Raw genomic sequence first — 25,158 nt, 5'->3', positions numbered from 1 at the left:
CTTATTTATTACTACTGAGAAGCCTTATGTCATCTGCCGTTTACCTACAAGCTGGTCGCGATAAATCATTAAAAAGAAAACACCCTTGGTTATTTTCAAAAGCCATCAAAAAAATTAAAGGTAAACCTGGATTAGGCGACACAGTAACGATTCACGATAGCGAAGGTAAGTATTTAGCAACTGCTGCTTACAGCCCTCACTCACAAATTCGTGCACGTGTTTGGAGCTTTGACGAAAAAGAAGTAATCGATCAAAACTTTTTTGAACGCCGTTTACGCCGCTCATTAGAAGCACGTAGCCAAGTAATTGAAGAAGGCGGGCTCACAGGCTTTAGATTATGTGCTGCGGAGTCTGATTACTTACCAGGCGTTACAATCGATAAGTTTGATAACGTGTTAGTGTGTCAGCTACTAAGTGCGGGTGCCGAGCGTCATAAAGGCGAGATTGTTGGCGCGTTGATGTCTATTTTCCCAGGCTCTAGCATATACGAGCGCTCAGACGTAGAAGTACGCACTAAAGAAGGCTTAGAGCCAATAAAAGGCGCTCTTTGGGGTAATGAACCAACACAGCCGGTACTTATTGAGGAAAACGGTTTTAAAATTGAAGTCGATATAATTGATGGACATAAAACGGGCTTTTATTTAGACCAGCGCGATAGCCGCGCCGCACTTGAGCGCTTCTCAAAGGGTAAAACGGTACTTAACTGTTTTAGTTATACAGGTACATTTTCGTTGTACGCCCTGCGTGGTGGATGTGAGCATGTAACTAACGTAGATGTATCTCAACCCGCTTTAGATACAGCAAAACGTAATGTTGAACATAATAACTTAGATTTAAATAAAGTAAGTTTTGTTAAGCAGGACGTATTTAAGTTACTACGCCAATACCGCGACGAAGGTAGACAGTTTGATACCATCGTAATGGACCCACCAAAGTTTGCTGATAATAAAGCGCAGCTAACCGGTGCGTGTCGTGGTTATAAAGATATCAATATGATTGCCATGCAAATACTAAAACCAGGTGGAACATTACTAACGTTCTCATGCTCTGGTTTAATGGAACAAAACTTATTTCAAAAAGTAGTAGCCGATGCAGCACTTGATGCAGGTAAAGACCTACTTATAATGGAGCGATTAAACCAGGCAGCTGATCACCCAATTGCTGGCAGCTACCCTGAAGGCTTTTACTTAAAAGGCTTAATCTGTAAGGTTTTTTAATATCTACTATTGAGTTTAACTGGATTCAAGTTAGTTAAACTGAATGATTTCAAGACCTGCTGTTACCGTGCCATCATCTTCTTTGCTGGCACGTATTACTTTTGCTGTTGCATTTAAAGGCGCAATACTTGGGTGAGTCGAATCAATGTTCACCGTCAGTAATGTATTAGGTTCAAGTAATTCATCTAAATGAATTGATAAACCTGTTGCACTTAAATCCACGCACTCTGCGGCAAAACTTAAACCCGCTATTGGTTCTATCGTTGTTAAATTTGCAGGTGTATTGATCTGCATGCGTCTAAAATTTCGCTTATCATCAGTAAACATACGTTACCTCTAAAAAACCGTGTTAATTTCTTCCAACAAAGCACCCACTGAAAATGGCTTTACAACATATGCGTTACAACCAGCGTCAAACCCTGCTTGTTTTTCAGATGGAGACTCTAGGCCCGATACCATAACAACAGGAATATTTTTTGTTTCAGGTGTGTGTTTTAGCATTCGGCATGTATCATAACCATCAAGACCAGGCATACAAACATCAAGCAAAATTATATCTGGCGGACTCGCAATTGCCGATGCAAGACAGCTTTGCCCTGAATCTGCATAACTAACATCAAATTTCGACGCGAGTGCTGCTTTGAGCATTTCAAAATTAAAATACTCGTCGTCTACCACTAAAAGTCGCTTTGTTTTATGTTCAATCGATGAGGACATAACTATGTCACTTCCTTTTCAAAACAAAAATAAATCCTCCTATTAAGGTACTAAGCTTAATAGAAAATGCAAGTTTTATTCTATCTCTTTTATCGCATTGAGTACCCGTTTAGCAGATATTGGGTAAGGCGTGCCAAGTGTTTGAGCAAATAGCGACACTCTAAGCTCTTGTTGCATCCAAAAAATAGCGGTTACTTCTTGTGGAATAGGCAAGCCTTTAGGCGTTTTATTAACTACTTTTTTGTACTCTTGAGCAACTTTATCCAACTCTAGTACGCATAACCTATCACGATTTGGATCCACAGGCAGCTTCTCTAAACGTTTTTGAATCGCTTTTAAATAACGAATTAAATCCGTTATTTTATCTGCGCCATGCGCGCTCACAAAACCTTTAAATATAAGTGACTCAAGCTGTGATTTTATATCGCCATGCGCGGTTATCATGGTTAAATCAACGCGCCCTTTCATTTTTTTATGCAGTGCGTGCGCAATACTTAATACTTGCTCAACTTGCGTTGCAATCGATACAACGGCATCACCTAGCTCACCTCGTATTTGCTCTTTTACTGTTTCAAATGCTTTTTCGTCGCGTATATCGCCGTGTTTCACTAATAAGCTATCAACACCTGCGGCGATACAATCATCAATTAAATCAGCTATTTTACCAAATGGATTAAAGTACAAACCCAGCTTTGCCTTATTCGGTAAGTTTTGTTGTAAGTACTTAATTGGCGACGGCACATTTAACAATACTAAACGGCGCAAACCTTGTTGATGCGCTTGCTGCGCTTTTGCTTCACTATCAAAAAGCTCCACTGCAGCGGCTGATTTTTTATCCACCAGCGCAGGGTATGCTTTTATTTCGTATTGACCTTGTTTTTTAACATATGACGCTGGCAGCTCACCAAAGTCCCATTGTGTTAGGTCTGATTTTTCAATGCCTTTATCGGCTACTTTAGACAGTGTTTCGGTTACTTCACCTTGCAGCTCTGCTTTAAGTTTGGCTAAATCAAGTCCACGAGCAAGTAACTTATCGTGTTCATCACGTACTTCAAACTGCAATCGTAAATGCGGTGCAAGCGCGGTTAAATCCCACGCTTCTGCATCAACTCTCACACCTGTCATTCTTAATAAGCGCGTAGCTAAAGCATCAATTAAGCTACCTTGCATTAGCTCAATAGCTGCAAGTACTGCATCTGCATAATTTGGTGCTGGCACAAAATTACGGCGAAGCGATTTAGGCAATGACTTTATAAGCCCACTTATTAGCTCATGTCTAAATGCAGGTATATGCCAGTCAAAACCACTCTCTTGTACTTGATTCAACAGTGCTACCGGTATTTGCACCGCAACACCATCAACCGCTTGTCCTGGGTCAAAATGATAAGCAAGCGGTAATATAATATTGTCTTGCTGCCATGTGTCAGGGTAGTCAAACTCAGTGATATTACTTGCACCATGCTGCATTAGCTCTTCACGGGTCATGTGTAAGTAATGTTTATTTTGTTGTTTTTGTGTTTTATACCATTTTAAAAATGCAGCGCGGTTATTAATTTCTTTGGGTATTTTTTTATCGTAAAACTCAAATAACGTTTGCTCATCAACTAAAATATCACGACGACGAGACTTATTTTCCAGTACTTGAATATCTTCAATAAGCTCACTGTTAAACGCTAAAAAGCCCTCGTTTAAGCCCAGCTCTTGCTCAACTAATGCAGTGCGTACAAAAAGCTCTCGGCTCACTTTAGGGTCAATATTGCTATAAACACAGCGGCGTTTATTTACAACAAGTAAGCCGTACAAAGTTTGCTGCTCAAACGCGATTACCGCACCTGGCTTTTTCTCCCAGTGTGGCTCTGTGTAGCTACGTTTTACTAAATGCTGTGCTAATGGTTCTACCCAGTTAATGTCTATTTTTGCATTTGTGCGGGCATATAATTTACTGGTTTCTACCAGCTCCGCTGACATGATCCATTTAGGACTCTTTTTAAATAAACCTGAACCCGGAAAAATATGAAACTGACTATTACGTGCACCTTTGTATATTTGCTTCTCATCTTTAAAGCCAATATGGCTCAGCATTCCGCTTAATAACGCTTTATGAACAAGTTCGCCATCAGCCGCTTGGCTGGTTGCTTTCATACCCATTTCGTTACACACAGTACTTATTTGATAAACAATATCTTGCCACTCACGCAGGCGCATATAGGCTAGGAAATCTTTTTGACACAGCTTTCTAAACTGGCCGTTAGTCAGCTCGCTTTGCTGCTCTTCTAAGTAATTCCATAAGTTCAAAAAAGCGATAAAGTCTGAATCTGGGTCGTCAAAGCGACCGTGTTTTTCATTGGCTGCAGCACGTTTTTCTTGCGGGCGTTCGCGTGGATCTTGAATCGACAACGCCGCCACAATAACAATCACTTCACGCAATGCGCCAAGTTTGTGAGCTGTGAGCACCATTTTAGCTAAACGAGGGTCTACCGGTAATCGGCTGAGTTCTCTACCTGAAGCGGTTAAACTCGTTTTACTATCACGTTTGTCTGGTTTTACTGCTTGTAGTTCTTCTAATAACGATAAACCATCACTTATATTACGGCTATCTGGTGCTTGCACAAACGGAAATTGCGCCATATCACCAAGCCCGAGTGCCAACATTTGCAAAATAACTGAGGCAAGATTAGTACGCAGTATTTCAGGGTCGGTAAACTCTGGGCGCGATAAAAAATCATCCTCAGAGTACAAGCGAATACAAATACCCGCTTCAACACGTCCACAACGACCCATACGCTGATTAGCACTTGCTTGCGATATAGGTTCTATTGGCAGGCGCTGAACTTTTGTACGATAACTGTAGCGGCTTATACGCGCAGTACCTGGATCTATGACATAACGAATACCAGGCACGGTTAGTGACGTTTCGGCTACGTTGGTCGATAAAATAATATGACGACGAGAATGTGGCGCAAATATACGGTTTTGCTCTGCGTTAGATAAGCGCGAGTAAAGTGGTAATACATCAGTGTGTTTTAAATTACGCTTGCTAAGTGCATCAGCGGTATCGCGTATTTCACGCTCACCGTTTAAAAATATCAGTATGTCGCCAGGACCTTCCGCGCACAGCTCGTCAACAGCATCAAAAATACCTTGTAGCTGATCGCCCTCGGCTTCCATATCTTCTTTATTAATATCGGCCGTTGGGTTGTAACGCACATCAACAGGGAAAGTACGGCCCGATACTTCTATAATGGGCGCATCATTAAAATGCTTTGAAAAGCGCTCAGGATCGATGGTTGCAGACGTAATTATTATTTTTAAATCGGGACGTTTTGGAAGTAGGTTTTTTAAGTAACCTAAAATAAAGTCGATGTTTAAACTACGCTCATGCGCTTCATCTATAATTATGGTGTCGTATTGGTTTAAAAATCGATCTTGCTGAATTTCTGCCAGTAAAATACCGTCAGTCATGAGTTTAACGTACGTATTATTAGAAACCTGATCGCTAAAACGAATTTTAAAACCGACTTGCTGACCAAGTTCGCACTTCATTTCTTCAGCAATACGGTTAGCCACCGTTCGCGCAGCGAGTCGGCGTGGTTGAGTATGGCCTATTAAGCCATCAACACCACGACCAAGCTCTAAACACATTTTAGGTATTTGAGTTGTTTTACCTGAGCCCGTCTCACCGGCAATAATAACCACTTGGTTATTTGCAATGGCGTCTTTAATTGTTTCCTTTTTTTGACTTACTGGCAATTGCTCAGGGTAAGTCACTTTAGGAAGGCCCGCTAAGCGTTTATCGCGTAATTCTTGGCTACGGGTTATATCAGCCGCTATTTTTTCAAGCGCGTTGGCATGCTTGTTTTCATCCGTTATTTTTTTTACGCCATGTAAGCGTTTTTTGAAAATGAATTGATCTTTTTTCAAGCACGTTTTTAGCTCGCCAAACAACTGACCTAGGTTTACCACCCGCATACCTTACAAAATTAGTTAAAGAGCCATAATTGTATCAAATTAAACGGCCGGGGTTAATCCTACAAAATGCATAACACGGGGTTGTTTGTTATATAAACGCTGCGATTCACCTAAACTGCGAATAATAAATCTATCTCAAGCAGTTATTTTCAGCGCTAACTGCACTGAAAATAACTGGCTAGCAATAAATGAATTAAAATATCATTGTGGTTCAATATGTTAGTAAATCTCTTAACCAGAGTTGAGGTTAATTAAATTACTTTGGCTTATTCGTCGTTAAAAATGCCCACGTAGGTCGCTTGCGTATTCGATTTACTTGCCCGATACATGCCAGAGGTATTAAACGGCAAGCTAATATTCCCCTTAGTATCAATAATAATAACGCCACCAGTGCCACCAATTGGCTTAAGCACACCGTTTATAACTTCATCTCCAGCTTCAGCTATGGTTTTACCTTGATACTTAACACGCGCACATATATCGCTCGCTACGTTATAGCGAATAAAATATTCACCGTGCCCTGTTGCCGATACTGCGCACGATTCGTTTTCAGCAAATGTCCCAGCACCAATTACCGGCGCGTCACCTACACGGCCATAACGTTTTGCCGTCATACCACCTGTGGATGTACCTGCCGCTAAATTACCGTTTTTATCAAGCGCCACTGCGCCAACCGTGCCCATTTTGTAAGAGTTAGGCAATGCTTTGTGCGCGGCTTGGTACTCTTTACTGGTTGCTTTGGCTTTATCTAATTTTTGTTTTGCTTTTAAAAGCGCTTTGTAACGAGGCTCGGTATCAAATAAGTTATTTTCGACAAGTTCAACACCTTGCTCTTTAGCAAACTCCTCAGCGCCTTGCCCACTAAGCATTACGTGTACAGAGTTATCCATGACCAAACGCGCTAATTTAATCGGGCTCTCAATATGCTTTACACCCGCAACGGCGCCTGCTTCACGGTTTCGACCATCCATTATGGATGCATCAAGCTCATGCCCGCCATCGTAAGTGTATACCGCTCCACGCCCTGCATTAAAATAAGGCGATTGCTCTAATACTGTAATGGCTGCAGTCACCGCATCTAAGCTTTCACCGCCTTGGTGCAATACTTTATAACCTGTCTCTACAGCCTCTGTTAATTTAGCGCGGTACTGCTTTTCTTGGGCGGGTGTAAATCGTGCTTTTTCTATTGTCCCTGCCCCACCATGAATCGCAATGGCAAAAGGAGTCTCTGCAGCGAATACGCTATTACTTAAAGCAAAAAGGCTGCTCGCAAAAATTGCTAATAAGGGTGTTTTCATAATGAGTTCTTTTATGGGAAAGTTATAAACTAATGTGAATGGTTGCGGGCTTAATTTCAACTAAAGTGAGTTTAATGGCATAAAAAAAGCGCCTTAAGGCGCTTTTTAAAATTTTACGTGTTTGTAATACCAATTTTATTAAAAACATGATCATTCTAGCGTATTAAATAGCTCACTAACTACGTTGAAAATTATTTATATAGAACAACTATGTATCATAATTTTAGCCTTGTTATTGAGCTATTTTCTTATCGCTATAATAGATCACTAATTTAATGCAATTGGTATAATTAAGCTTGTTTAGCTTTTAAACGCGCTAAACGTGCTACTTGATGAGTAGACGTTAAGAAAGAATAAATTGGTGCTAAGTAACCACGTTTACGAAGCTCTAAGAAATCAGCATCGCTTAACTCGTTTAGCTTTTTCTCATCGATAAGGTAAATACCGTTGATGTCTTTTTTCTCGCCTTTAATGTCTACTGTTAGCGTTTGCGCAATTAGTAGCTCTTTATCAGCAAGGAATTTAGTGAACGCTTCAGTTACTTGAGAAAACTCAATAAAAGATACAAGCGCTTCTTTACGACGTTTTAGGTAATCTGTTTCTTCGCCGTTTTCAAATAATGCATTACCTTCGTCTTCACCAACAAGCGCACTTGCTTCGTCAATTACGATACCGTATTGATCTTGATCTGGGTGTTTAACTAAGCCCAGTGGGTAACGAGTAGATGCCATAGGTGCAAATGCTGCAGTCCATTTACCATCTTCTACAAAAAGGTTTTCGCCTGGCTCTAAGCCAAACATAGCAACAGCTTGAAAAGTGCCGCTTTCGTTGTTTTTAACGAATGACATTGGAAACTCGTTTGCTACGCGTGCAAACTCATGTGCAACTACTGGCACTAAATGTTGAGTTTTCATGAATTCTACATTGATGCCGTTTTGAATTTTAGTGTTGGCATGCTTTTCGTTGTGTAAAGGCTGTACTTGTTGCTCCGCCATGTTACTGCTCCGTTTATTTTAATTTATATGTTTCATTGTTAATACCTTTAGGCTAATGCTTTTGAGCTAAAAAAGGAAGGGAAACTTTTATGACAGCGACCATGAAAAAATAAAATCTAACCAAATCTGAGCGTTGCTAAAAAACATACAGCTCAAACTCATAAATTCTGTTCAAAAACAACACACTTCATGGTTGATTTTAATACAAACCAAAGTTATTCATTAACATTGGTTAACAGTTAAGGACTGTTTTTTTGCGGTGTTTAGGCTTAAATTTGAGCAAATAAAAAAGGCCGCTTATATAAGCGGCCTTTAAAAGTTAAATTAGCACCTAAATTAAGGCGCCCAATATACTTCAATATTTATACTTGGGTGATTAAGCACAGCGCGAAGTGGCATGTCATGAACATCGCCGCCCGCTTTTGCTTGCTTATAAACAGCGAGTTTTTCTTCACCGCTAATTAAAAGCTTAACCACTTTAGATTGCGCAATGGCATTTAGCGTTAAGGTCATTCGCTCAGTAATACTACCCGTCACATCACTTTGTATCGCATTAATTGCACATACTGTTTGCTCAGTTGTTAAACCGTGCTCTAAACCGTCTGCATTTGGGAATAACGACGCTGTATGACCATCTGGGCCCATGCCTAGAATAGTTACATCGTATGGCGCTTTTAAAGCACTGTAAGCGGCTTCACACACTTCACTGCCTTGCTGCGCGGTTGCAGCATCGTTTTTCATGGTTATAAAGTTTGCAGCACTGCCAAAATTTTGTAATAACGTGCTTTTAATAAACGCTTCGTTACTTTTTTCATGGCTTGGGTCTACCCAGCGTTCATCAACCATAGCAACATCAACATGTTGCCAATCTAAATCAAGCGTTGATAAATGCTTATAAGCGGGCGCTGGTGACGAGCCACCCGACACCATTAATACAGCACGGCCATCGTTTTTAATACCATCACGTAGTGATTGCTCAAGCGTTGCAGAAAGCTCAGCTGTTAGCGCGTCTTTATCGTCAAAAAACTTTTCAACTATCGTTGCCATGCTTATACCTTATCGCCTGTGTTAAACCATACGTGGCTCTTTTCTGCCAATAGTTCATCAGCATCCTCAGGACCCCAGCTACCAGCACGGTAAAGTGCAGGCTTGCCTTTGTCTTGCCAACGGTCAATGATTGGATCAATCCATTTCCACGCTTGACGAACTTCATCACGGTGAATAAATAATGATGGGTTATTTGCAGCGGCATCAAGCATTAGACGCTTGTACGCATCTGAGTGAAAACCATTGCTGTAAGCTTGTGAAAGCTCAATATTCATTGTTACTGGTTCAAGTTGCATTTGAAGGTTATCAAGACGCTTAGACATAAGCGTTAGTTGAATTGTTTCCTCTGGCTGCAAACGAATAACAAGACGATTTGGCTCGATATTACCCACGTTATCTTCGTAGATATTGTGAGATACTTTTTTGTATTCAACCACAATTTCTGCACAGCGCTTAGCCATACGTTTACCCGTACGAAGGTAAAATGGAACACCCGCCCAGCGCCAGTTATCAATATGCGCGCGAATAGCTACAAACGTTTCTGTTTTACTAGAACCTTCATTTAGCTCTTCTAAGTAACCCGGTACAATTTTACCGTTTAAGTCACCTGGTACGTATTGACCACGAACAATATTTTCATCAACATCACCACCTACTAGTGGGCGAAGTGCTTCTAATACTTTTAATTTTTCGTTACGAATACTGTTAGCGTTAAGCTTATTAGGCGACTCCATTGCAACTAAACAAAGTAGTTGTAATAAATGGTTTTGAACCATGTCACGAAGTGCACCGGCTTTATCGTAAAAACCAGCACGGCTTTCAAGACCAACAGTTTCTGATAAGCTAATTTGGATGTTATCAATAGATTTAGCATCCCACATATTTTCAAACAATGAGTTTGAAAAACGTAGCGCCATCAAGTTTTGTACTGTTTCTTTACCTAAGTAATGGTCAATACGGAAAATTTGCTCTTCATTAAAAAATTCCGCAATTTTTCCATTAATTGCTTCAGCAGAATCACCGCAATAACCAATAGGCTTTTCAACAACAACGCGTGATGTAGGTGTAATTAAACCTTTAGTCGATAATATTTCACAACATGTGCCGTAAACAGCAGGTGGAAGCGATAAATAAAACACGCGAGACTTAGTGCTTTCGTGCTCATCTAAAATGCCTTTTAGCACATCCCAATTGTCATCTGCTTCTGTAACATTACTTACCACTGGCACTAGAAAAGTAGAAAACGCTTTCCAATCTTTAGCGTTAAACTCGCCTTTGCTTAAAAATTCTTGTAATGCTTTATGCGCTGTTTCTATGTATTCAGCACGTTTAGATTCTTCGCGCACTGTTGGTAGAATACGTGAGCCTTCAGGTAAGTTACCTTCTTGATATGCTCTGTACATTGCAGGTAGCAATTTGCGTAACGCAAGATCACCACCGCCCCCAAAAATTATAATATCAAAAGGATTAAGCATAGTTACTCTCTACGTTGTGATACCCAGTACATTTTATAAATGCGCGGGTATGCCTATTTATTGCTAGATTAGATGGCTTTTATAACTGTACTTAAATAAAAGCCTGCTGAATTGTTCTGTATCGATGATTTATTGTTATTTTTTATCATTGCGCTTATTAAATGAGCCTTAGGGGCCCTGTATCTCCTCTCACAAAAATACAGACCCTAAGCACTCCAGCGCTACCCGTTCAAAGGTACTCGGTTTACTTACTTGCGTAAGCGAATTTTTTATTGCGTACGGTTTTGCTTATAGTACGCCATTAAGCCGTTTGTCGAACTATCATGAGCGTGTTTAACGCTTTCATCAGTGAGTTCACTTTCAATTTTAGATGCTAAACCTTTACCAAGCTCTACACCCCATTGATCAAACGAACATATTTCTAAAATAATGCCTTGGCAAAATATCTTATGCTCATACAGTGCAATTAAACGACCCACTGTTTTAGCATCTACTGTATCTAATAGCATAGATGTTGTAGGGCGATTGCCTTGATGAATTTTATGATTTAATAGCTCATCAATTTCTGCTTGCGATTTACCCTTAGCGGTTAAATCAGCGGTAACTTGCTCTGCATCCACACCACTCATCATCGCTTCTGTTTGTGCAAAGAAGTTTGATAATAAAATATCGTGATGCTTATCAACATTCACTTGTGGTTTAACTGATGCAATAAAATCTGCAGGCACAATTACATTACCTTGGTGTAAACACTGATAAAACGCGTGCTGACCATTAATACCCGTCATGCCCCAAATAATTGGAACTGTTGTATAAGGTACTGTTTCGCCGGCAAAGTTAACGTGCTTACCGTTACTTTCCATTTCGCCTTGCTGTAAATAAGCAGGCAACATATGCAGTGCTTGGTCGTACGGTAATATAGCTTGAGCTGTGTAGCCCAAAAAGCTTGTGTTCCATACGCTAAGTAATGCCATAATTAATGGTATATTTTGTTCAAACGGCGCGGCCTTAAAGTGCTCATCTACTTCAAAGGCACCTTCTAAAATGGCTTCAAAGGCGTCATAGCCTAAATATAAAGCGATTGGTAAGCCTATCGCACTCCAAAGTGAAAAGCGACCGCCAACCCAATCCCACATAGTGAATACGTTTTCGTCGCTGATACCAAAGGCTGCCGTTTTTTCTAAATTTGTACTTACCGCAACAAAATGTTTAGCAATTGTGCTTTCATCTTTTGTTGTTTGTAAAAACCAATCAACTGCTGTTTTAGCGTTTGTCATGGTTTCTGAGGTAGTAAATGTTTTTGACGAAATAACAAATAATGTTGTTTCAGGGTCAATGGCTTTTAATATAGACGAAATTTGTACGCCGTCAGCATTAGATACGTAATGAACATTTAACGTATCATCAGCAAGTGCTTTTAACGCCTCGGTTGCCATTTGTGGACCAAGGTTAGAACCACCTACGCCTATGCTTACAACATCTTTTACCGCTTTACCGGTATAGCCTAGCCATTTACCGCTACGAACTTTTTCTACAAACACTTTAATTTTAGCTAATTCGTTGTCTACGGCTTGTGTTACGTTTTCGCCATCTACTATTAATGGAGTGTGAGCACGATTACGAAGTGCCGTATGTAGTACTGAGCGATTTTCAGTGATATTTATTTTTTCACCACTAAACATTTTATCGCGCCACGATGCAATATCGCATTCTTTAGCAAGCGACATTAAGTTAGCAAAAACATCGTTATCAATAAGTTGCTTAGAATAGTCGAATAATACGCCTGGTATTTGAGTCGAAAACTGAGAAAAGCGCGTGTCATCTTGTGCAAATAACGTTTTTAGATGTGTTTGTTTCATCTTAGCTGCACTTTGTTCTAGTGCTTGCCAACTTGCTAGTTGCGTTCGGTTAGACATGGATATACCCTCTAATTCTTTCAATCTATTGATTTAAAAATATTTTTTATAAAAGCGAAAATATTAACATTGCTTTTTTACACTAAATTAAAGCGCAAATAGTATAACTAAAAATGCAAAAAAAGTGCTGTTTTTATAATTTTAGATGCCGATGATAACGCAATTTTTAGCTTTTGACACCGGTATCATAAAAATTTTATAAATTAATTTACCCGCAGTTTTAAAGGTACCAGCTAACATTAAGCCCTAAAAATGAAATATTAATGAATTTTCACAAGTCCTGCCATAGTAAGTCCCGCTATATAAGTCCTGCCATAGTAAGTCCCGCTAATTACTTTTTATAATTATTCACTAATTACTATGGCTTGCTTATCTTTAGAACAAATAAACCTTAAAAACAAAAAATCGGCCCTAAAGCCGATTTTGTACTAATTACAAACGTTGTTTAATTACTAAGCGCTAAACCGCCATTTAGGTTATAAACGGTTTTATATCCTAGTTGCATTAAGTTAGTTGCAGCAATTTTTGAGCGGTTACCACTACGGCATAATAAAATATATTTATTATCTTTATTTAACTGCCCTTCAAATACCGCATTTGCCATTCTGCTAAGTGGTATATTTAATGTTTTTTCATCTAGCGTATTAAATAACTGAGCAACATTATTTGCTCCATGCTCATACGGCTCCCGAGTATCTATTAAATATGCATCGCTGGTGTTTAACATTACTTTAGCGTCATCAAAATTTAGTTGCTGTGTATCAACCTCAGGTAACGCATTTACATAACCACACAATTGCGTGTTATTTACTTTTTTTGAGGCATCGTACTGCTGCTTTTGCACTGCAAATTCATCAACTGAAATACTGCCGTTCACTAGCGCGTTGAGTAATGGCGTTTGGCTTTGTTGTACAGCCCAGTTCATAGCAAAACATTGTTGGTAATCGTGCCCTGAGCAAATAATGCTGGTGCTATTAAGTTGCTCGCTCATTGCTAAAATAGAGCGTGCCATTGCTTTTGCATCCCCACCTATAAGCGATGTATTGCCAAGCCCTGCAGGCAGTATTAAATCACCACAAAAACAGTAACGCGTTTCGCCATTACTGTTTTTTAATAAATAACTTACACTGTCTTTGCTGTGCCCAGGTGTAACTACTTTTTCAAGTACGTCGTTTGCCAAGTTAATACTTGCTGTATTTAGCGGCCAACCTAGCGAATCAACCTCACCTTTTATAACTCTTGAGTCAAGAACGCTGGTTAGTAAATTAGTCGCTGACTCTCGCTCTTGATGCAGATGAGTATTAAGCACCGCCGATATAGTTAAGTTTTGTGTATTAGCTATTTTTTCAAAGCGCGGAATAAGCTCAATAATAGGATCGATAATTACAGCGTGTTTATCATCGCTCACATAAAGCCAACTACATGCACCTTGGTGCCTAAATTGAGTAAGGCCCAGTGCGCATACTTCTTGTTGTGGTGTGGTGCTGTCAGATACGATTAAACAGTTTGCCTGTAGTATTGCTTTAAGAGCGCAAATACGCACACAAGCATCATCAATATCGTGTTGTGTTGCAGCAGGTCCAAACGATAGCCTAATCGCGTTTTCGCTTTGCCACTTACTTGCACCCATTGCATCTAAAACAAAACTTGTTGATGCGCCTGTACTACAAGCCGAGCCTCCACTTACACGAATGCCCGCAGCGTCAAATAAATCAATCACTTCTTTGCTCGTTAAATCGTTAACAGCAAAGTTAAGTGTGGTAGGCACGCTATAAGCAAAATCATGATTGAATGTAATATCGCCAAAGGTGTCTTTTATCGCGCTTTGTAACTGGCTTCGATAAGAGTTAAGTATGCTAATTGGTTTAAATGTATCGTCTGATTTATCAAGCAACATACTAAATAGCTTATTTAACCCTGCAATACCGGGTAGATTTTCGGTGCCTGAGCGCATTCCACTTTCTTGACCGCCACCCGCTATAAAAGGTGTGTACGCACTGCCACTACGAATATATAAAAAACCAATACCTTTAGGTGCATAAAGCTTATGCCCCGAAAAAGGTGCGTAGTCTATTGTTGTATCACTCAGCGCGAGCGCTTGTTTACCGAGCGCCTGCACGCAATCCACCATCCACGATACATTTTTATTACGGCTACGAATTACCTGCTCAATAGCGGGTAAATCTTGATATACACCGGTTTCGTTATTAACGGCCATGGTGCAAATCATCAAAGCGTTATCGATATGTTTAGCTATAAAATCTAAATCTAAAATACCGTTACTATCAACCGGAATAGCAAGCACCTCAGCATTAACGTCAAGTACGCTATTCCAGTGTTTAAGTGTATTTGGCACCGCTTTATGCTCAGTTGCACCATATAACAATACAGGGTTTTTAATCGGGTGTTTTTTAGCATCAATTAGCGTAGAAACCACCGCAGTTTGAATGCCTTCTGTGGCGCCAGAGGTAAATAAAATATCGCCATTACTTGCGCCAATAACCGTGTGTGCTTTTTGACGTGTTTGTTCTAATAAATGCTTGGCTTGTATACCTGTAATGTGCGGACTTGAAGGATTACCAAAACATATTTGCATGGTATGAGAAACAACATCAGCAATACAAGGCAACACAGGGGTCGTTGCGTTTGCATCAAGGTAAACTTGTTTTACTGGCTCATCGTGCAATAAAAACTCAGACATTAAAAAACGCACCTTATTACTAAAAAATATATCTTATTACCAATAGTACATAAATTTACAGGTAATGAGTAATAATCAATTAGCACTAGAGGTGCGTTTACTATTCTTTTTTAGACTAAAAGTCTGTTTACTTAATTATTCACTGGCCTCTTTACTTATCTCTTCATGCGTTGACGACCAAGCTGTTATTAGCGCTTTTACTAATGAAGCCAACGGGATGGCAAAAAATACGCCCCAAAATCCCCACAAGCCACCAAAAAATAATACCGCGACAATTATAAATACCGGATTTAAATCAACCGCCTCAGAAAACAGCAGTGGCACAAGCACGTTGCCATCAAGCGCCTGAATAATTCCGTAAATAATTAAAATGGTCCAAAACTGTGTTTCTAATCCAAACTGAAACAGCGCAACTGCCGCTACCGGAATAGTGACGAGTGCCGCGCCAATAAATGGAATTAATACCGACAAGCCAACAAGCACACCAAGTAATGCGGCGTAGCGTAAATCTAAAACAGTAAATGCAATAAAAGACACACCACCAACAATTAAAATTTCAAACACTTTACCGCGAATGTAATTCATAATTTGTTGATTCATTTCGTGCCACACTTGCAAAATTAAGCGTCGTTGCTGCGGGATCAGTTTAGCAATACTCCCCGTTAGCTCCAGCTTATCTTTAAGCATAAAAAACACCAGTAACGGCACAAGTACTAAATATATAAGCCATGCAACAACATCTTTTAATGACGTAAGTGAAAACGACAATACAGTTTGACCAAACTCAATGATTTTAGCTTCTACCGTTGCAACAATAGCTTGTACTTGATCTATGTTAATTAAACTTGGGTATTGTTCAGGTAAAGCCATTAAATAAGACTTCCCTTGCTCTAACATATGCGGGGTTTCTTGCACTAAGTTACTGGTTTGCTTCCAAAGTACGGGGCCAATAACCAAAATAAGGGTGAGCATAATGCTAATAAATATCAACATTACAATAATCGTTGCAGTAAAACGTTTTAAGCCAACGCGCTCTAAATGAATAACCGGCCAATCAAGTAAATAAGCAATAACCAATGCTACAAGCACAGGAACAATTAACGAGCCAAAAAAGTAAAGTAAGGCCACAGAGGCCAATAATAAAAATAATAAGGTAGACGAATGAGGATCCGAGAACTTCCTTTCGTACCATGTTTTTACGTATTCAAACATGTAATGGCTCCACTAATAACAACCCACGTTGTTTATCAAAATTGTAACTATAAGCATTTTTTTGCAAAAAACGTTCAATATCGTTCGCACTTTCACCTTTATTAAGACTAAAGGTGATGCGATGTTTTGATGACTGTGCACTTCGTAGCGCAAGTTTAAACTGCACAAATTGCTGAGGACACTCAAACTCTTTTAAATCGCGCTCCACCATAACTACTTTATCCGTATAGTAAATGAATAATAAGTCGCATATTGTCGGTCTACGTATTTATAAAACGTGAACCGTTGTAACTTTTTCTTAAAACAACACCTGCAATAGTTTATCCTTATAGCATAACTAGCAGTAAGGATAAGTTAATGCCTGGAACGCATAATAAAGCGCAACTACCCAGTAATCCAACACTCAAAGAGATTAATTGGTTTAAAAAGCAAATTAATTGGGGCGAACTTCCTCCTTTTTATCACCTTGTTGCCTCATCAATAAGCGAATCAGAAGGAATTTTAGATCATGGATTCGACAATGCAGTTAAACAACTTATAGATAAACGCAATTGGAACTTAGATTTATTAGAAGGCCATGAAGACAGCTTTGGTGTAATACATACTAAACATAAGCCACGTATAGCGCTGCACCAAGTATTTACCGACAGAGGCTTTGAGTTATGGGCACAGCCTTATGCTAAAGATGTTATTGTTGACCAATACGTAAAAGATAATCGCTTTATGGAATTTAGAGTGTGGGATCCGCATTCAATGAAAAATCTAATCAGAATAAATCAATTACATAAGTTTATTGGCTTTTATTTTGAACGAGGCGACAAAGCAGATAAAGCCATTATTTTACATGCACATAAAGTAGTACATAAAATTATTACTTTTTTGCAGCGAGAATTGAACGTTGTAAAGCTTGATGGAGTCACAATAAAAGAACTATACCAATTGTGCGAAAAAGACAGCCGTGCAAGCAGTGACGAAATAGACATAGCCAAAATTGCAATTGGCGAACCAATTAACAAGGAATAAAATGCAGCTAAAATCAGCATTTATCACTTTATGCAGTGCCGCGCTTACGTTCAGCTTATTAGTAAGCGAACCTTTAAAAGCGCAAACTAACTTTACTCTTCCTGATTTAGGAACATCTGCATTACAAGCGCTGCCACTTGAAAAAGAAAAAGCTATTGGCGAAGTAATGATGATGCAAATACGCGGTTCATCGCCCGTTATAAACGACCCTGTATTGGATGAATACCTGACCACTATTGGCCGTAAATTGGTGGCTAATGCTAACGATGTGCGCTTTCCGTTTTCGTTTTTTTGGATAAACAACTCAGAAATAAACGCCTTCGCCTTTTACGGCGGGCATGTAGGTGTGCACACAGGGTTAATAGCACAAGCCGATAACGAGAGCCAGTTTGCCTCTGTACTTGGCCACGAAATTGCTCACGTAACACAGCGCCACTTAGCACGTAGAATTCAACAACAACAGGATAACAGCGCGCTGACCATTGCCGGTATGATTGCCGGTATACTGGCAACAGTTGTTGCACCCGACGCCGGCATTGCCATTATATCAGCGAGCCAAACGCAGTCTGCTTTTAGTCAGTTAACGCATAGCCGCTCAGCCGAGCAAGAAGCCGACCGTATAGGTATGCAAACTCTTAATAATGCGGGTTTTGATGCACGTGCATCGAGCGAATTTTTAACTAAACTTGCAGCGCAAATTCGCTATAAATACAAGCCACCTGCGTTTTTGCTTACTCACCCATTACCAGAGAGCCGCGTATCAGACGTACGCTTGCGGGCAGAGCAGTATCCTCAACGCCATATAAACGCGAGCCTTGAGTTTAGTTTAGCAAAAAGTCGCGTACTGGCACGTTATTACAACAAACCAGAAAAAGCGGAAGACCTATTTAGAAAGCTCCTTCGCGAAAACACCTACAACAATACAGCATTAAAATACGGTTTAGCTATTAGTTTGCTTGATCAAAAAAAGCTTGATGAAGCAGCGCCAATGTTAGATGAGCTTTTAAAAAACGATCCTAAAAACCTATTCTATATAGACACTCATACCGATTTACTCATCGCACAAAAAAAGGCAGATGAAGCCGTTAAATTTTTAGCGGATTTAAATCAGTATCGCCCTAATAATCAGGTAATTACACTTAACTATGCCAACTCAGCACTTGAAGCTGAGCAATATGAACTTGCCGAAAACATTTTAAAGAGTTTTTTGCTTGAAAAGCCAGATCACAACTTAGGTAAACAACTCCTTGCTGACGCGTATAAAAAACAAGATAAATTAGCCTCTTACCACGAAGCTAACGCTGATGTATTAGCGCAATATGGTGCTTACTTAAAAGCCGCTGATGAAATCCAAAAAGCGCTTAATTTCGTAGAATCAACAGAACTTGTAAAACAACAGCGTTTAAAAGCACTGCTTACTCAGTATCGACTTTTACAAAAAGAGCTAGCGAGGCTTTAAGTCTGCAAGCGCTTACCCTAAAATAGACGCAATTCACACTTTGGAATCATTTTATGTCTGTTACTATTTACCACAACCCTCGCTGCTCTAAATCGCGCGAAACGCTGGCGCTACTGCAAAGTAAAGCGGTAGAGCCAAATATTGTAGAGTATTTAAAAACGCCTCTTACTCACGAGCAAATTTCAATGCTTGTAAGTCAGCTTGGTTTTTCATCAGTACGCGAACTAATGCGCACTAAAGAAGATGCTTACAAAGAACTTAATTTGAAAGATGAAAGCAGTGAGTCAGCATTAATAGACGCCATGGTACAAAATCCAAAGCTAATTGAACGCCCTATTGTTGTTAATAACAATAAAGCAGCTATTGGTCGTCCGCCTGAAAACGTACTAAGCGTTTTATAATGAGCGAAACCATTGTGGTACTTTACCACTCAAGCCATGGCTCAGTTGAAGCAATGGCTCACGAAATAGCAGAATCAATTGAGCAACAAGGCGCAACTGCCCTGCTGCGTACTTTTGTAGCTAAAAATCCGCACGACATTGTAATAACCAAAGATGATTTAATAAATTGTGATGGTTTAGCATTTGGTACGCCAACGCGATTTGGCATGATGGCCTCTCAAGCTAAAAGCTTTTGGGAAACTACCAGCGACTTATGGTTAAAAGGTCAGCTAATAGATAAGCCAGCGTGTGTGTTTTCGTCATCAAGCAGTATGCATGGTGGTAATGAAGCAACCTTACTTAACTTATCTCTGCCACTATTACACCACGGTATGATGCTACTGGGCGTGCCGTACGATGTACCCGAACTACTTGCAACACAAACAGGTGGAACACCATACGGTGCAACACACGTTGCTGGCAGCGCTAATAGTGCACAGCTAAGCAAAGACGAAATTAAAATATGCCAAAGCGTTGGTAAACGCCTTACTCACATTGCGAGAAAACTTAAATGAATACCGCTGACAACCCAGCTAAAAAGCCGATTACAGTAAAGTTTCAGCGTGCCGCACTATTTGGCTATGTAGGTTTACTTGTTCTTATTCCACTGTGGATGTATTTTGTGCCACCTCTAAATGGTAATGCGAGTTTAGTGTCTTTATTTTTGCCTATTATTCCGTTACTACTGCCGTTAAGAGGCATAATTAAAGACAGTACATACACTTATGCGTGGGCTAACTTTGTTGTAATGCTGTATTTTATTCACGGGCTTACCATGCTGTGGGCAGCGCCAGATGAGTTAATTTGGGTATTGCTAGAGCTTGTGTTTGCCTCTTCAATGTTTATTGGCTGTACGTATTATGCAAGGCATCGCGGACAAGAGCAGGGGTTAAAAATCCGTAAGCTTAAAGAAGAACTAGCTGAAGAAAAAGCAGCAAATGAGCACGGTAAATAAGGCTTAACCATAAACGGTTATAAATACAAAAAACGCGCTTAAATTGCTTTAAGCGCGTTTTTTATTAGCTGTTTAAAAGTGACTAAACTAAATCACTTAAGGCAGCTAGCACCACAATGCTCGCTAACCCTATTTGAGCCACTAAGCTAATAAACGAAAAGCCCCTAAGCACAAATAAACCCCAAGGGTGTTTAATATGCGGATATAACGCGCAACGTTTTAAAGTGGTTGCAAAGAAAAAACAAATCACCGCCGCCATAGTTAAACCCAGCGTCAGCTCACTTTTAATAGAGAGTGTTTCATCAAAAAAGAAGAACAACTGTAAAGGCAGCAGTATAGTGACGATAGCGTGCAGCACATGTACTTTTTTAATGCGATCAAACTGCCCTTCTGGCGAAAGCTCTTTAATACCAAAGTCACGTTCTAAGCATTTAACTAAGTTATTGGCTTTTATACTTACCGCTAAACGGTAACAGCTTAAACCTTCTTTATTGCGCGCTCTAAAGTCGTATCCGGCTTTAATTAGCAGTACCATAAGTGATTCATTTTTAGCAAATACAGCATAATGAAGTGCTGTATTACCTAAATTATCAACCGCTTTTTTGTCTTGCTTTGCAAGTAGCGTTTCAACCACATTTACAAAGCCTTTTTCGGCGGCCCACATAAAAGCTGTTTTATTGTTTTCATCAGCAAGAACACCTGTAGCGCCTTGCTCAATAAAGCGCATTGCCATTGTTTGCTTGGCTGTTTTTTTACGCAGGTGCGTTAATAATGCTTTTTCTAGCAGTACAACAGAGTCAACATCAGGAGAAACCTGTGTAAGCAACGTAAAATAATCTTTACCCGCTGCTACTTTTTCGCTGGCAAGTTCAGAAAGAGTATCTAAATCAGCAATAGACTCTGGAATAAACGCACTTAAACGCTCTCTAAAATCAACTTCTTTCCAAAGCGCTAATGTATCCTTTGCCGAAAGCTTACTGTTATTATTTAGCGCATGCTCAATTAACGTGAAATAGCGCTTACTAAAAAACAAATCAACTAAAGACAGTGGCGTATCTATGGTGTTTTGCGCAGCCACACTTGCGTATTTTTCAAGGCGTTGGCATAGCATAAGCACTAAGCTTTCAGGGGTGTATTCATTATCGTAGTAATGGCTTTTAACCGCACTAATATACGCTTGTGCGTCTTCGTCATATTCAGAGATATGTTGAAAGTAACATTCTTCAAATGGTTCTAGCGGGGTTAGCCATGCCAAATAATAAATAGGCGGTAACACGGTGGTGCATACACCATCGTCTTCATTTGTAGAACGACAAGCAGGCCAAGCTTCCAAAGCATCTAAAATAAAGGCACCGTTTTGTTCTACCAGTCCTTTAATAAGTAATGGGTATTCCTTTGGCCAAATCAGTACATTTTCCATTAAAACAACACAACTCCAGTGTGGCTTGGGGGTGGTAAGTTATATCAGTTTTTAGCTGACACCACGCTTAATCAAAGTGTCGATATTCTAGCACACCTTTGTTTTGCTGCTAGCGCAAAATTACGCAATAACAACAATCCTTTACTTACAAATATAAAAACGGCCAAGTACATAAGTAATTGGCCGTTTTTGAGGTTGGAGTTGGGCTTAATCAGAGCCAGACAAATAGTCTATTTACTTTTTAACTCGCTAATAACTTGATCTAAACCCACTTCAGAAATACGTTGAATAATCTCTTTTTGCTTAGCACTTAATAGTGAAATGCCTTCGGCAACAATATCGTATACTTTCCACTCATCATTTTTACCTAAACGAAGCTTAAAACTTAAGTCAATTGTAGGCGCATTTGGCTCAATAATTTGTGTATTAACTGTTGCGTACTCAGAGTCACTTTTTGCGTTATTACGCTCAAATACTACTTTTTGACCTGTGTACTTCATTAGTGCACCAGCGTATGTGCCTGTTAAGTAATGCTCTACTGCATCTATAAATTGAACAGCCTGTTCGCGCTCAATGCCTTTAATGTGCTTACCTAATAATTTAAACGACACAAACTTAACATCAATATGTGGCATTAAACGTTTTTCAACAATGGCAGCCATCGCTTCTTTGCTTGCTGTGCCTTTTGAATTTACTTGGCCAATGTCTGCAAATAGCTTATCGGCTACTGATTCAAGTAACTGATCTGGCGATTGCTGAGTTTGTGCAAATAACGAACTACTAAAAAAAGCAGTGGCTAAAACGAATAGTTTAAAGAGTTTCATAATTGTATATGTCTGTGTGATTAAGATGGCTGTAATTTACGCGAACTATACGCAATAAAAAAGGCACAAATAAGCAACTTATTAATGCCCAAATCGCACCAATAAAATAACTAAAATAAATTCAAGCAGTTAGAAAACTCCATTAACAGGCCATATACAACCGGCATTTTGTCCTCATTGTAATTGTTAATAGGTCGCCCTTATCATTTAGTTATCACTTGAATCAAACAGACATTTGGCACCTATGAAAACGTCACTTAAAACACTTATTATCTCTTTTGTATTAGTAGTTTCACTTTTTGGCAAATTTGCTTTTGCTCAATCGAACCACGGTTATGCCGTTGATTTTCTCAAAGGCGAAGGTAACGTAAACGGCGTTAAGCTTGCGTATCAGTATCATGCACCTAGCATGCAAAATATAATTGGTGATGCACGCTTTTACTTTGAAACCAGCGTAAATATGTGGGAATACCGCCACGGCGATGAAACACAATCAAACCTAGTACTTGCTATGTCACCTGTGCTGCAATTTCCTGCCTTTAGTTTTAACAACACCCCATTTTATGTAGAAGCAGGGATTGGTGTATCACTGATTGATGAAACGCAGTTTGCCGGTAAAAACATAAGTACTCACTACCAGTTTGAAGACCGCATAGGCCTTGTTGCCGACTTTGGTCATACTAACGTTGCCCTTAGAGTTATTCACTATTCAAACGCAGGCTTTAAAGAGCCAAACCCAGGGCTTAACTTTTTAACGCTTTCGGTAGCTAGACGTTTTTAAGGTTATTGATTGTGTTTAAGGTTATTGATTGTTTTTAAAGTTATTGATTATGTTTTGAGTAATTTAATTGCTGTTATAGCGTAAAACGGTCACACTTAAACGTACTAAATATTAAGTGATACTGCGATGCAAACTTGGCATATTGTAATTATTGTCGCCGTTGTTTTTACTATTGTCATTGGTAATATTGCGCTGATTAAACTCTCTGCAAAAACGGAGTTTAAAAAGCCCAACGCCAATATTAAAAATACAACAGACACAAAAAAGCCCTGATTAATCAGGGCTTTTTTAATAATACCAATTCGCTTAATTATATTTTCGTTAATTTAGCCTACTAACCAATGCGCCATTAGCGCAATAACAGGTAAAGTAATTAGCGTTCGCAAAATAAATATAATAAACAACTCTAAAATATTTACCGGTATTTTACTGCCAAGTAAAAGTGCGCCCACCTCAGACATATAAATAAGCTGAGTTACACTCATTGCGGCAATAATAAAGCGCGTTACATCACTTTCAATTGTTCCTGCTGCTAATATTGACGGAATAAACATATCAGCAAAACCAACCATAATAGTTTGCGACGCTGCTGCCGCTTCGGGTACTTGTAATAACTCTAAAAATGGCACAAACGGCATACCTAAATACTGAAATATAGGCGTATGCTCAGCAATGATCAGTGCAAATGTACCTACCGCCATAACTACAGGCAATACACCAAACACCATATCAAGCGCGTTATGTAAGCCCTCTTTTATAGTACCTTTAACACCCGTTGAGTTATCTGCTTTAGCTAATGCAACATCTAACGAATGACCAAATAAGGTTTTATGACCCGGAATTGTTTCAGCGTCTCTATCTGGCTCAGTGCCATCAATCAGTAAGTCTTTTTTAAAGCGCAGTGGAGGTAATCGCGGCACAATAATAGCGGCAACAATACCGGCTAAACATACCGTTGCGTAAAACGGTGCAAATAGGTATTCAAGTTTAACTTGCCCAAGCACCACTAAACTAAACGTAATTGAAACCGCTGAAAACGTAGTACCAATAATAGCCGCTTCGCGTTGTGTATAGTGCTTTTGATCGTACTGCCTTGCAGTCATCAAAATACCCACACTACCATCACCTAACCACGATGCAGTACAGTCAACCGCGCTTCTACCAGGTACACCAAATACAGGGCGCATTACTTTAGTCATTAACGTACCAGCAAGCTCTAGTAGACCAAAGTTAATTAATAGCGGCAGTAATAAGCCCGCTAAAATAAATACCGAAAACAACACCGGCAATAAGTCATTTAATACCAGCGCGCCAGTATTGGCCGAGGTAATCATCTCGCTGCCTAGGCTTAAGTACGTCATTAAACCAAACGCCATACCAAATAAGCGCACCACCAGCCATGTCCAGCTCACATCAAATAAATGCTTTAACAAAGATGAGTTACATATAGCGGCGGGTTTAAACACTTTAGTAATTACAGAAATAACCCCTGTAATACAAATAATGAGAGTAATAATTGCTTGAGCAGAGCCAAGCATCATTGCTTGAACCGCTTTTGCCATAACGGCAATAGGAATGGTCATCCCTTGCGAGGTACTAATGGGTGTCATAAATAAAAACACACCAATTAACGAAGGAACCAAAAAAGTAAACCAAGTGCGCCACGTGTAGTGTGAACGATGAGGTAGCTGAGACATATTTATTAACCT

22 protein-coding genes are annotated in these 25,158 nt (G+C 39.6%); 8 read left to right on the top strand and 14 right to left on the bottom strand.

Features of this window, described 5'->3' with window-relative positions; all coding sequences use genetic code 11:
• Positions 1-26 precede the first annotated feature (26 nt).
• Entirely contained in the window at positions 27-1,217 is a 1,191-nt protein-coding gene (locus I6F54_RS15575) for a class I SAM-dependent methyltransferase (RefSeq protein ID WP_197142199.1), read from the top strand.
• A gap of 30 nt (positions 1,218-1,247) precedes the next feature.
• Here I6F54_RS15575 and I6F54_RS15570 read toward each other — a convergent pair whose 3' ends face one another.
• The 11 genes from I6F54_RS15570 to I6F54_RS15520 all read right to left on the bottom strand — a co-directional run bounded on the left by I6F54_RS15570 (position 1,248) and on the right by I6F54_RS15520 (position 16,758).
• The gene (locus tag I6F54_RS15570) at positions 1,248-1,544 is read right to left on the bottom strand and encodes a PilZ domain-containing protein (protein WP_007581065.1); all 297 of its coding nucleotides are present in this window, start codon (positions 1,542-1,544) and stop codon (positions 1,248-1,250) included.
• 9 nt (positions 1,545-1,553) lie between these two features.
• Positions 1,554-1,934, bottom strand: coding sequence for a response regulator (locus I6F54_RS15565; RefSeq protein ID WP_007581064.1), 381 nt, complete (start codon positions 1,932-1,934; stop codon positions 1,554-1,556).
• Between the two features lie 75 nt (positions 1,935-2,009).
• Positions 2,010-5,897 carry an ATP-dependent RNA helicase HrpA gene (gene hrpA, locus I6F54_RS15560; RefSeq protein WP_197142197.1) on the bottom strand — a complete coding sequence of 1,296 codons (3,888 nt, stop codon included), beginning with the start codon at positions 5,895-5,897 and terminating at the stop codon, positions 2,010-2,012.
• 272 nt (positions 5,898-6,169) lie between these two features.
• Complete coding sequence (locus I6F54_RS15555; protein WP_010555079.1) at positions 6,170-7,201, bottom strand: isoaspartyl peptidase/L-asparaginase family protein; 1,032 nt, start codon at positions 7,199-7,201, stop codon at positions 6,170-6,172.
• 290 nt (positions 7,202-7,491) lie between these two features.
• Positions 7,492-8,196 (bottom strand): SapC family protein, encoded by a 705-nt coding sequence (locus I6F54_RS15550; protein WP_002961447.1) that lies wholly within the window; start codon positions 8,194-8,196, stop codon positions 7,492-7,494.
• 336 nt (positions 8,197-8,532) lie between these two features.
• On the bottom strand, positions 8,533-9,243 hold the full coding sequence (gene pgl, locus I6F54_RS15545; RefSeq protein WP_197142195.1) for a 6-phosphogluconolactonase: 711 nt from the start codon (positions 9,241-9,243) through the stop codon (positions 8,533-8,535).
• A gap of 2 nt (positions 9,244-9,245) precedes the next feature.
• Positions 9,246-10,718: a glucose-6-phosphate dehydrogenase gene (zwf, locus tag I6F54_RS15540; protein ID WP_101163306.1), complete on the bottom strand. Its 1,473-nt coding sequence runs from the start codon at positions 10,716-10,718 to the stop codon at positions 9,246-9,248.
• 269 nt (positions 10,719-10,987) lie between these two features.
• Positions 10,988-12,634, bottom strand: coding sequence for a glucose-6-phosphate isomerase (pgi, locus tag I6F54_RS15535; RefSeq protein WP_197142194.1), 1,647 nt, complete (start codon positions 12,632-12,634; stop codon positions 10,988-10,990).
• 445 nt (positions 12,635-13,079) lie between these two features.
• Entirely contained in the window at positions 13,080-15,335 is a 2,256-nt protein-coding gene (locus tag I6F54_RS15530; RefSeq protein ID WP_197142193.1) for an aminotransferase class V-fold PLP-dependent enzyme, read from the bottom strand.
• 135 nt (positions 15,336-15,470) lie between these two features.
• Positions 15,471-16,547, bottom strand: a complete 1,077-nt coding sequence (locus I6F54_RS15525; protein WP_165728202.1) for an AI-2E family transporter — start codon at positions 16,545-16,547, stop codon at positions 15,471-15,473.
• On the bottom strand, positions 16,540-16,758 hold the full coding sequence (locus tag I6F54_RS15520) for a hypothetical protein (protein WP_165741202.1): 219 nt from the start codon (positions 16,756-16,758) through the stop codon (positions 16,540-16,542). The genes I6F54_RS15525 and I6F54_RS15520 overlap by 8 nt, the downstream gene beginning before the upstream one ends.
• A gap of 146 nt (positions 16,759-16,904) precedes the next feature.
• Between I6F54_RS15520 and I6F54_RS15515 the strand changes: the two genes are divergently transcribed.
• The 5 genes from I6F54_RS15515 to I6F54_RS15495 are packed head-to-tail and all read left to right on the top strand — an operon-like array spanning position 16,905 to position 20,424.
• The gene (locus I6F54_RS15515; protein WP_165728201.1) at positions 16,905-17,570 is read left to right on the top strand and encodes a hypothetical protein; all 666 of its coding nucleotides are present in this window, start codon (positions 16,905-16,907) and stop codon (positions 17,568-17,570) included.
• 1 nt (position 17,571) lies between these two features.
• Positions 17,572-19,029 (top strand): M48 family metalloprotease, encoded by a 1,458-nt coding sequence (locus I6F54_RS15510; protein WP_165728200.1) that lies wholly within the window; start codon positions 17,572-17,574, stop codon positions 19,027-19,029.
• Positions 19,030-19,082: 53 nt separating this feature from the next.
• Positions 19,083-19,430 (top strand): arsenate reductase (glutaredoxin), encoded by a 348-nt coding sequence (arsC, locus tag I6F54_RS15505; RefSeq protein ID WP_165728199.1) that lies wholly within the window; start codon positions 19,083-19,085, stop codon positions 19,428-19,430.
• Entirely contained in the window at positions 19,430-19,984 is a 555-nt protein-coding gene (gene wrbA, locus I6F54_RS15500; RefSeq protein WP_165728198.1) for an NAD(P)H:quinone oxidoreductase, read from the top strand. Before arsC ends, wrbA begins: the two co-directional genes overlap by 1 nt.
• Entirely contained in the window at positions 19,981-20,424 is a 444-nt protein-coding gene (locus I6F54_RS15495) for a DUF2069 domain-containing protein (protein WP_024608624.1), read from the top strand. Before wrbA ends, I6F54_RS15495 begins: the two co-directional genes overlap by 4 nt.
• 82 nt (positions 20,425-20,506) lie before the next feature.
• Here the strand turns inward: I6F54_RS15495 and I6F54_RS15490 are convergent, their stop codons facing one another.
• The gene (locus I6F54_RS15490) at positions 20,507-21,844 is read right to left on the bottom strand and encodes an ankyrin repeat domain-containing protein (RefSeq protein ID WP_165728196.1); all 1,338 of its coding nucleotides are present in this window, start codon (positions 21,842-21,844) and stop codon (positions 20,507-20,509) included.
• Between the two features lie 230 nt (positions 21,845-22,074).
• The gene (locus tag I6F54_RS15485; RefSeq protein WP_007583914.1) at positions 22,075-22,668 is read right to left on the bottom strand and encodes an MlaC/ttg2D family ABC transporter substrate-binding protein; all 594 of its coding nucleotides are present in this window, start codon (positions 22,666-22,668) and stop codon (positions 22,075-22,077) included.
• 244 nt (positions 22,669-22,912) lie between these two features.
• On the opposite strand from I6F54_RS15485, the gene I6F54_RS15480 reads away from it, so the two are divergent.
• A complete protein-coding gene (locus tag I6F54_RS15480; protein ID WP_165728195.1) occupies positions 22,913-23,449 on the top strand; it encodes an acyloxyacyl hydrolase in 537 nt (178 codons plus the stop codon).
• A 126-nt stretch (positions 23,450-23,575) separates the two neighbouring features.
• Positions 23,576-23,722 (top strand): DUF2897 family protein, encoded by a 147-nt coding sequence (locus I6F54_RS15475; RefSeq protein ID WP_165728194.1) that lies wholly within the window; start codon positions 23,576-23,578, stop codon positions 23,720-23,722.
• 53 nt (positions 23,723-23,775) lie between these two features.
• Here I6F54_RS15475 and I6F54_RS15470 read toward each other — a convergent pair whose 3' ends face one another.
• Positions 23,776-25,146 carry a YjiH family protein gene (locus I6F54_RS15470; protein ID WP_165728193.1) on the bottom strand — a complete coding sequence of 457 codons (1,371 nt, stop codon included), beginning with the start codon at positions 25,144-25,146 and terminating at the stop codon, positions 23,776-23,778.
• Between the last annotated feature and the right edge of the window lie 12 nt (positions 25,147-25,158).

Origin of the sequence: Pseudoalteromonas sp. SWXJZ10B (genome assembly GCF_015864475.1) — a bacterium.
Lineage (GTDB): Bacteria > Pseudomonadota > Gammaproteobacteria > Enterobacterales > Alteromonadaceae > Pseudoalteromonas > Pseudoalteromonas arctica.
This window is presented reverse-complemented; position numbering and strand designations above follow the sequence as displayed.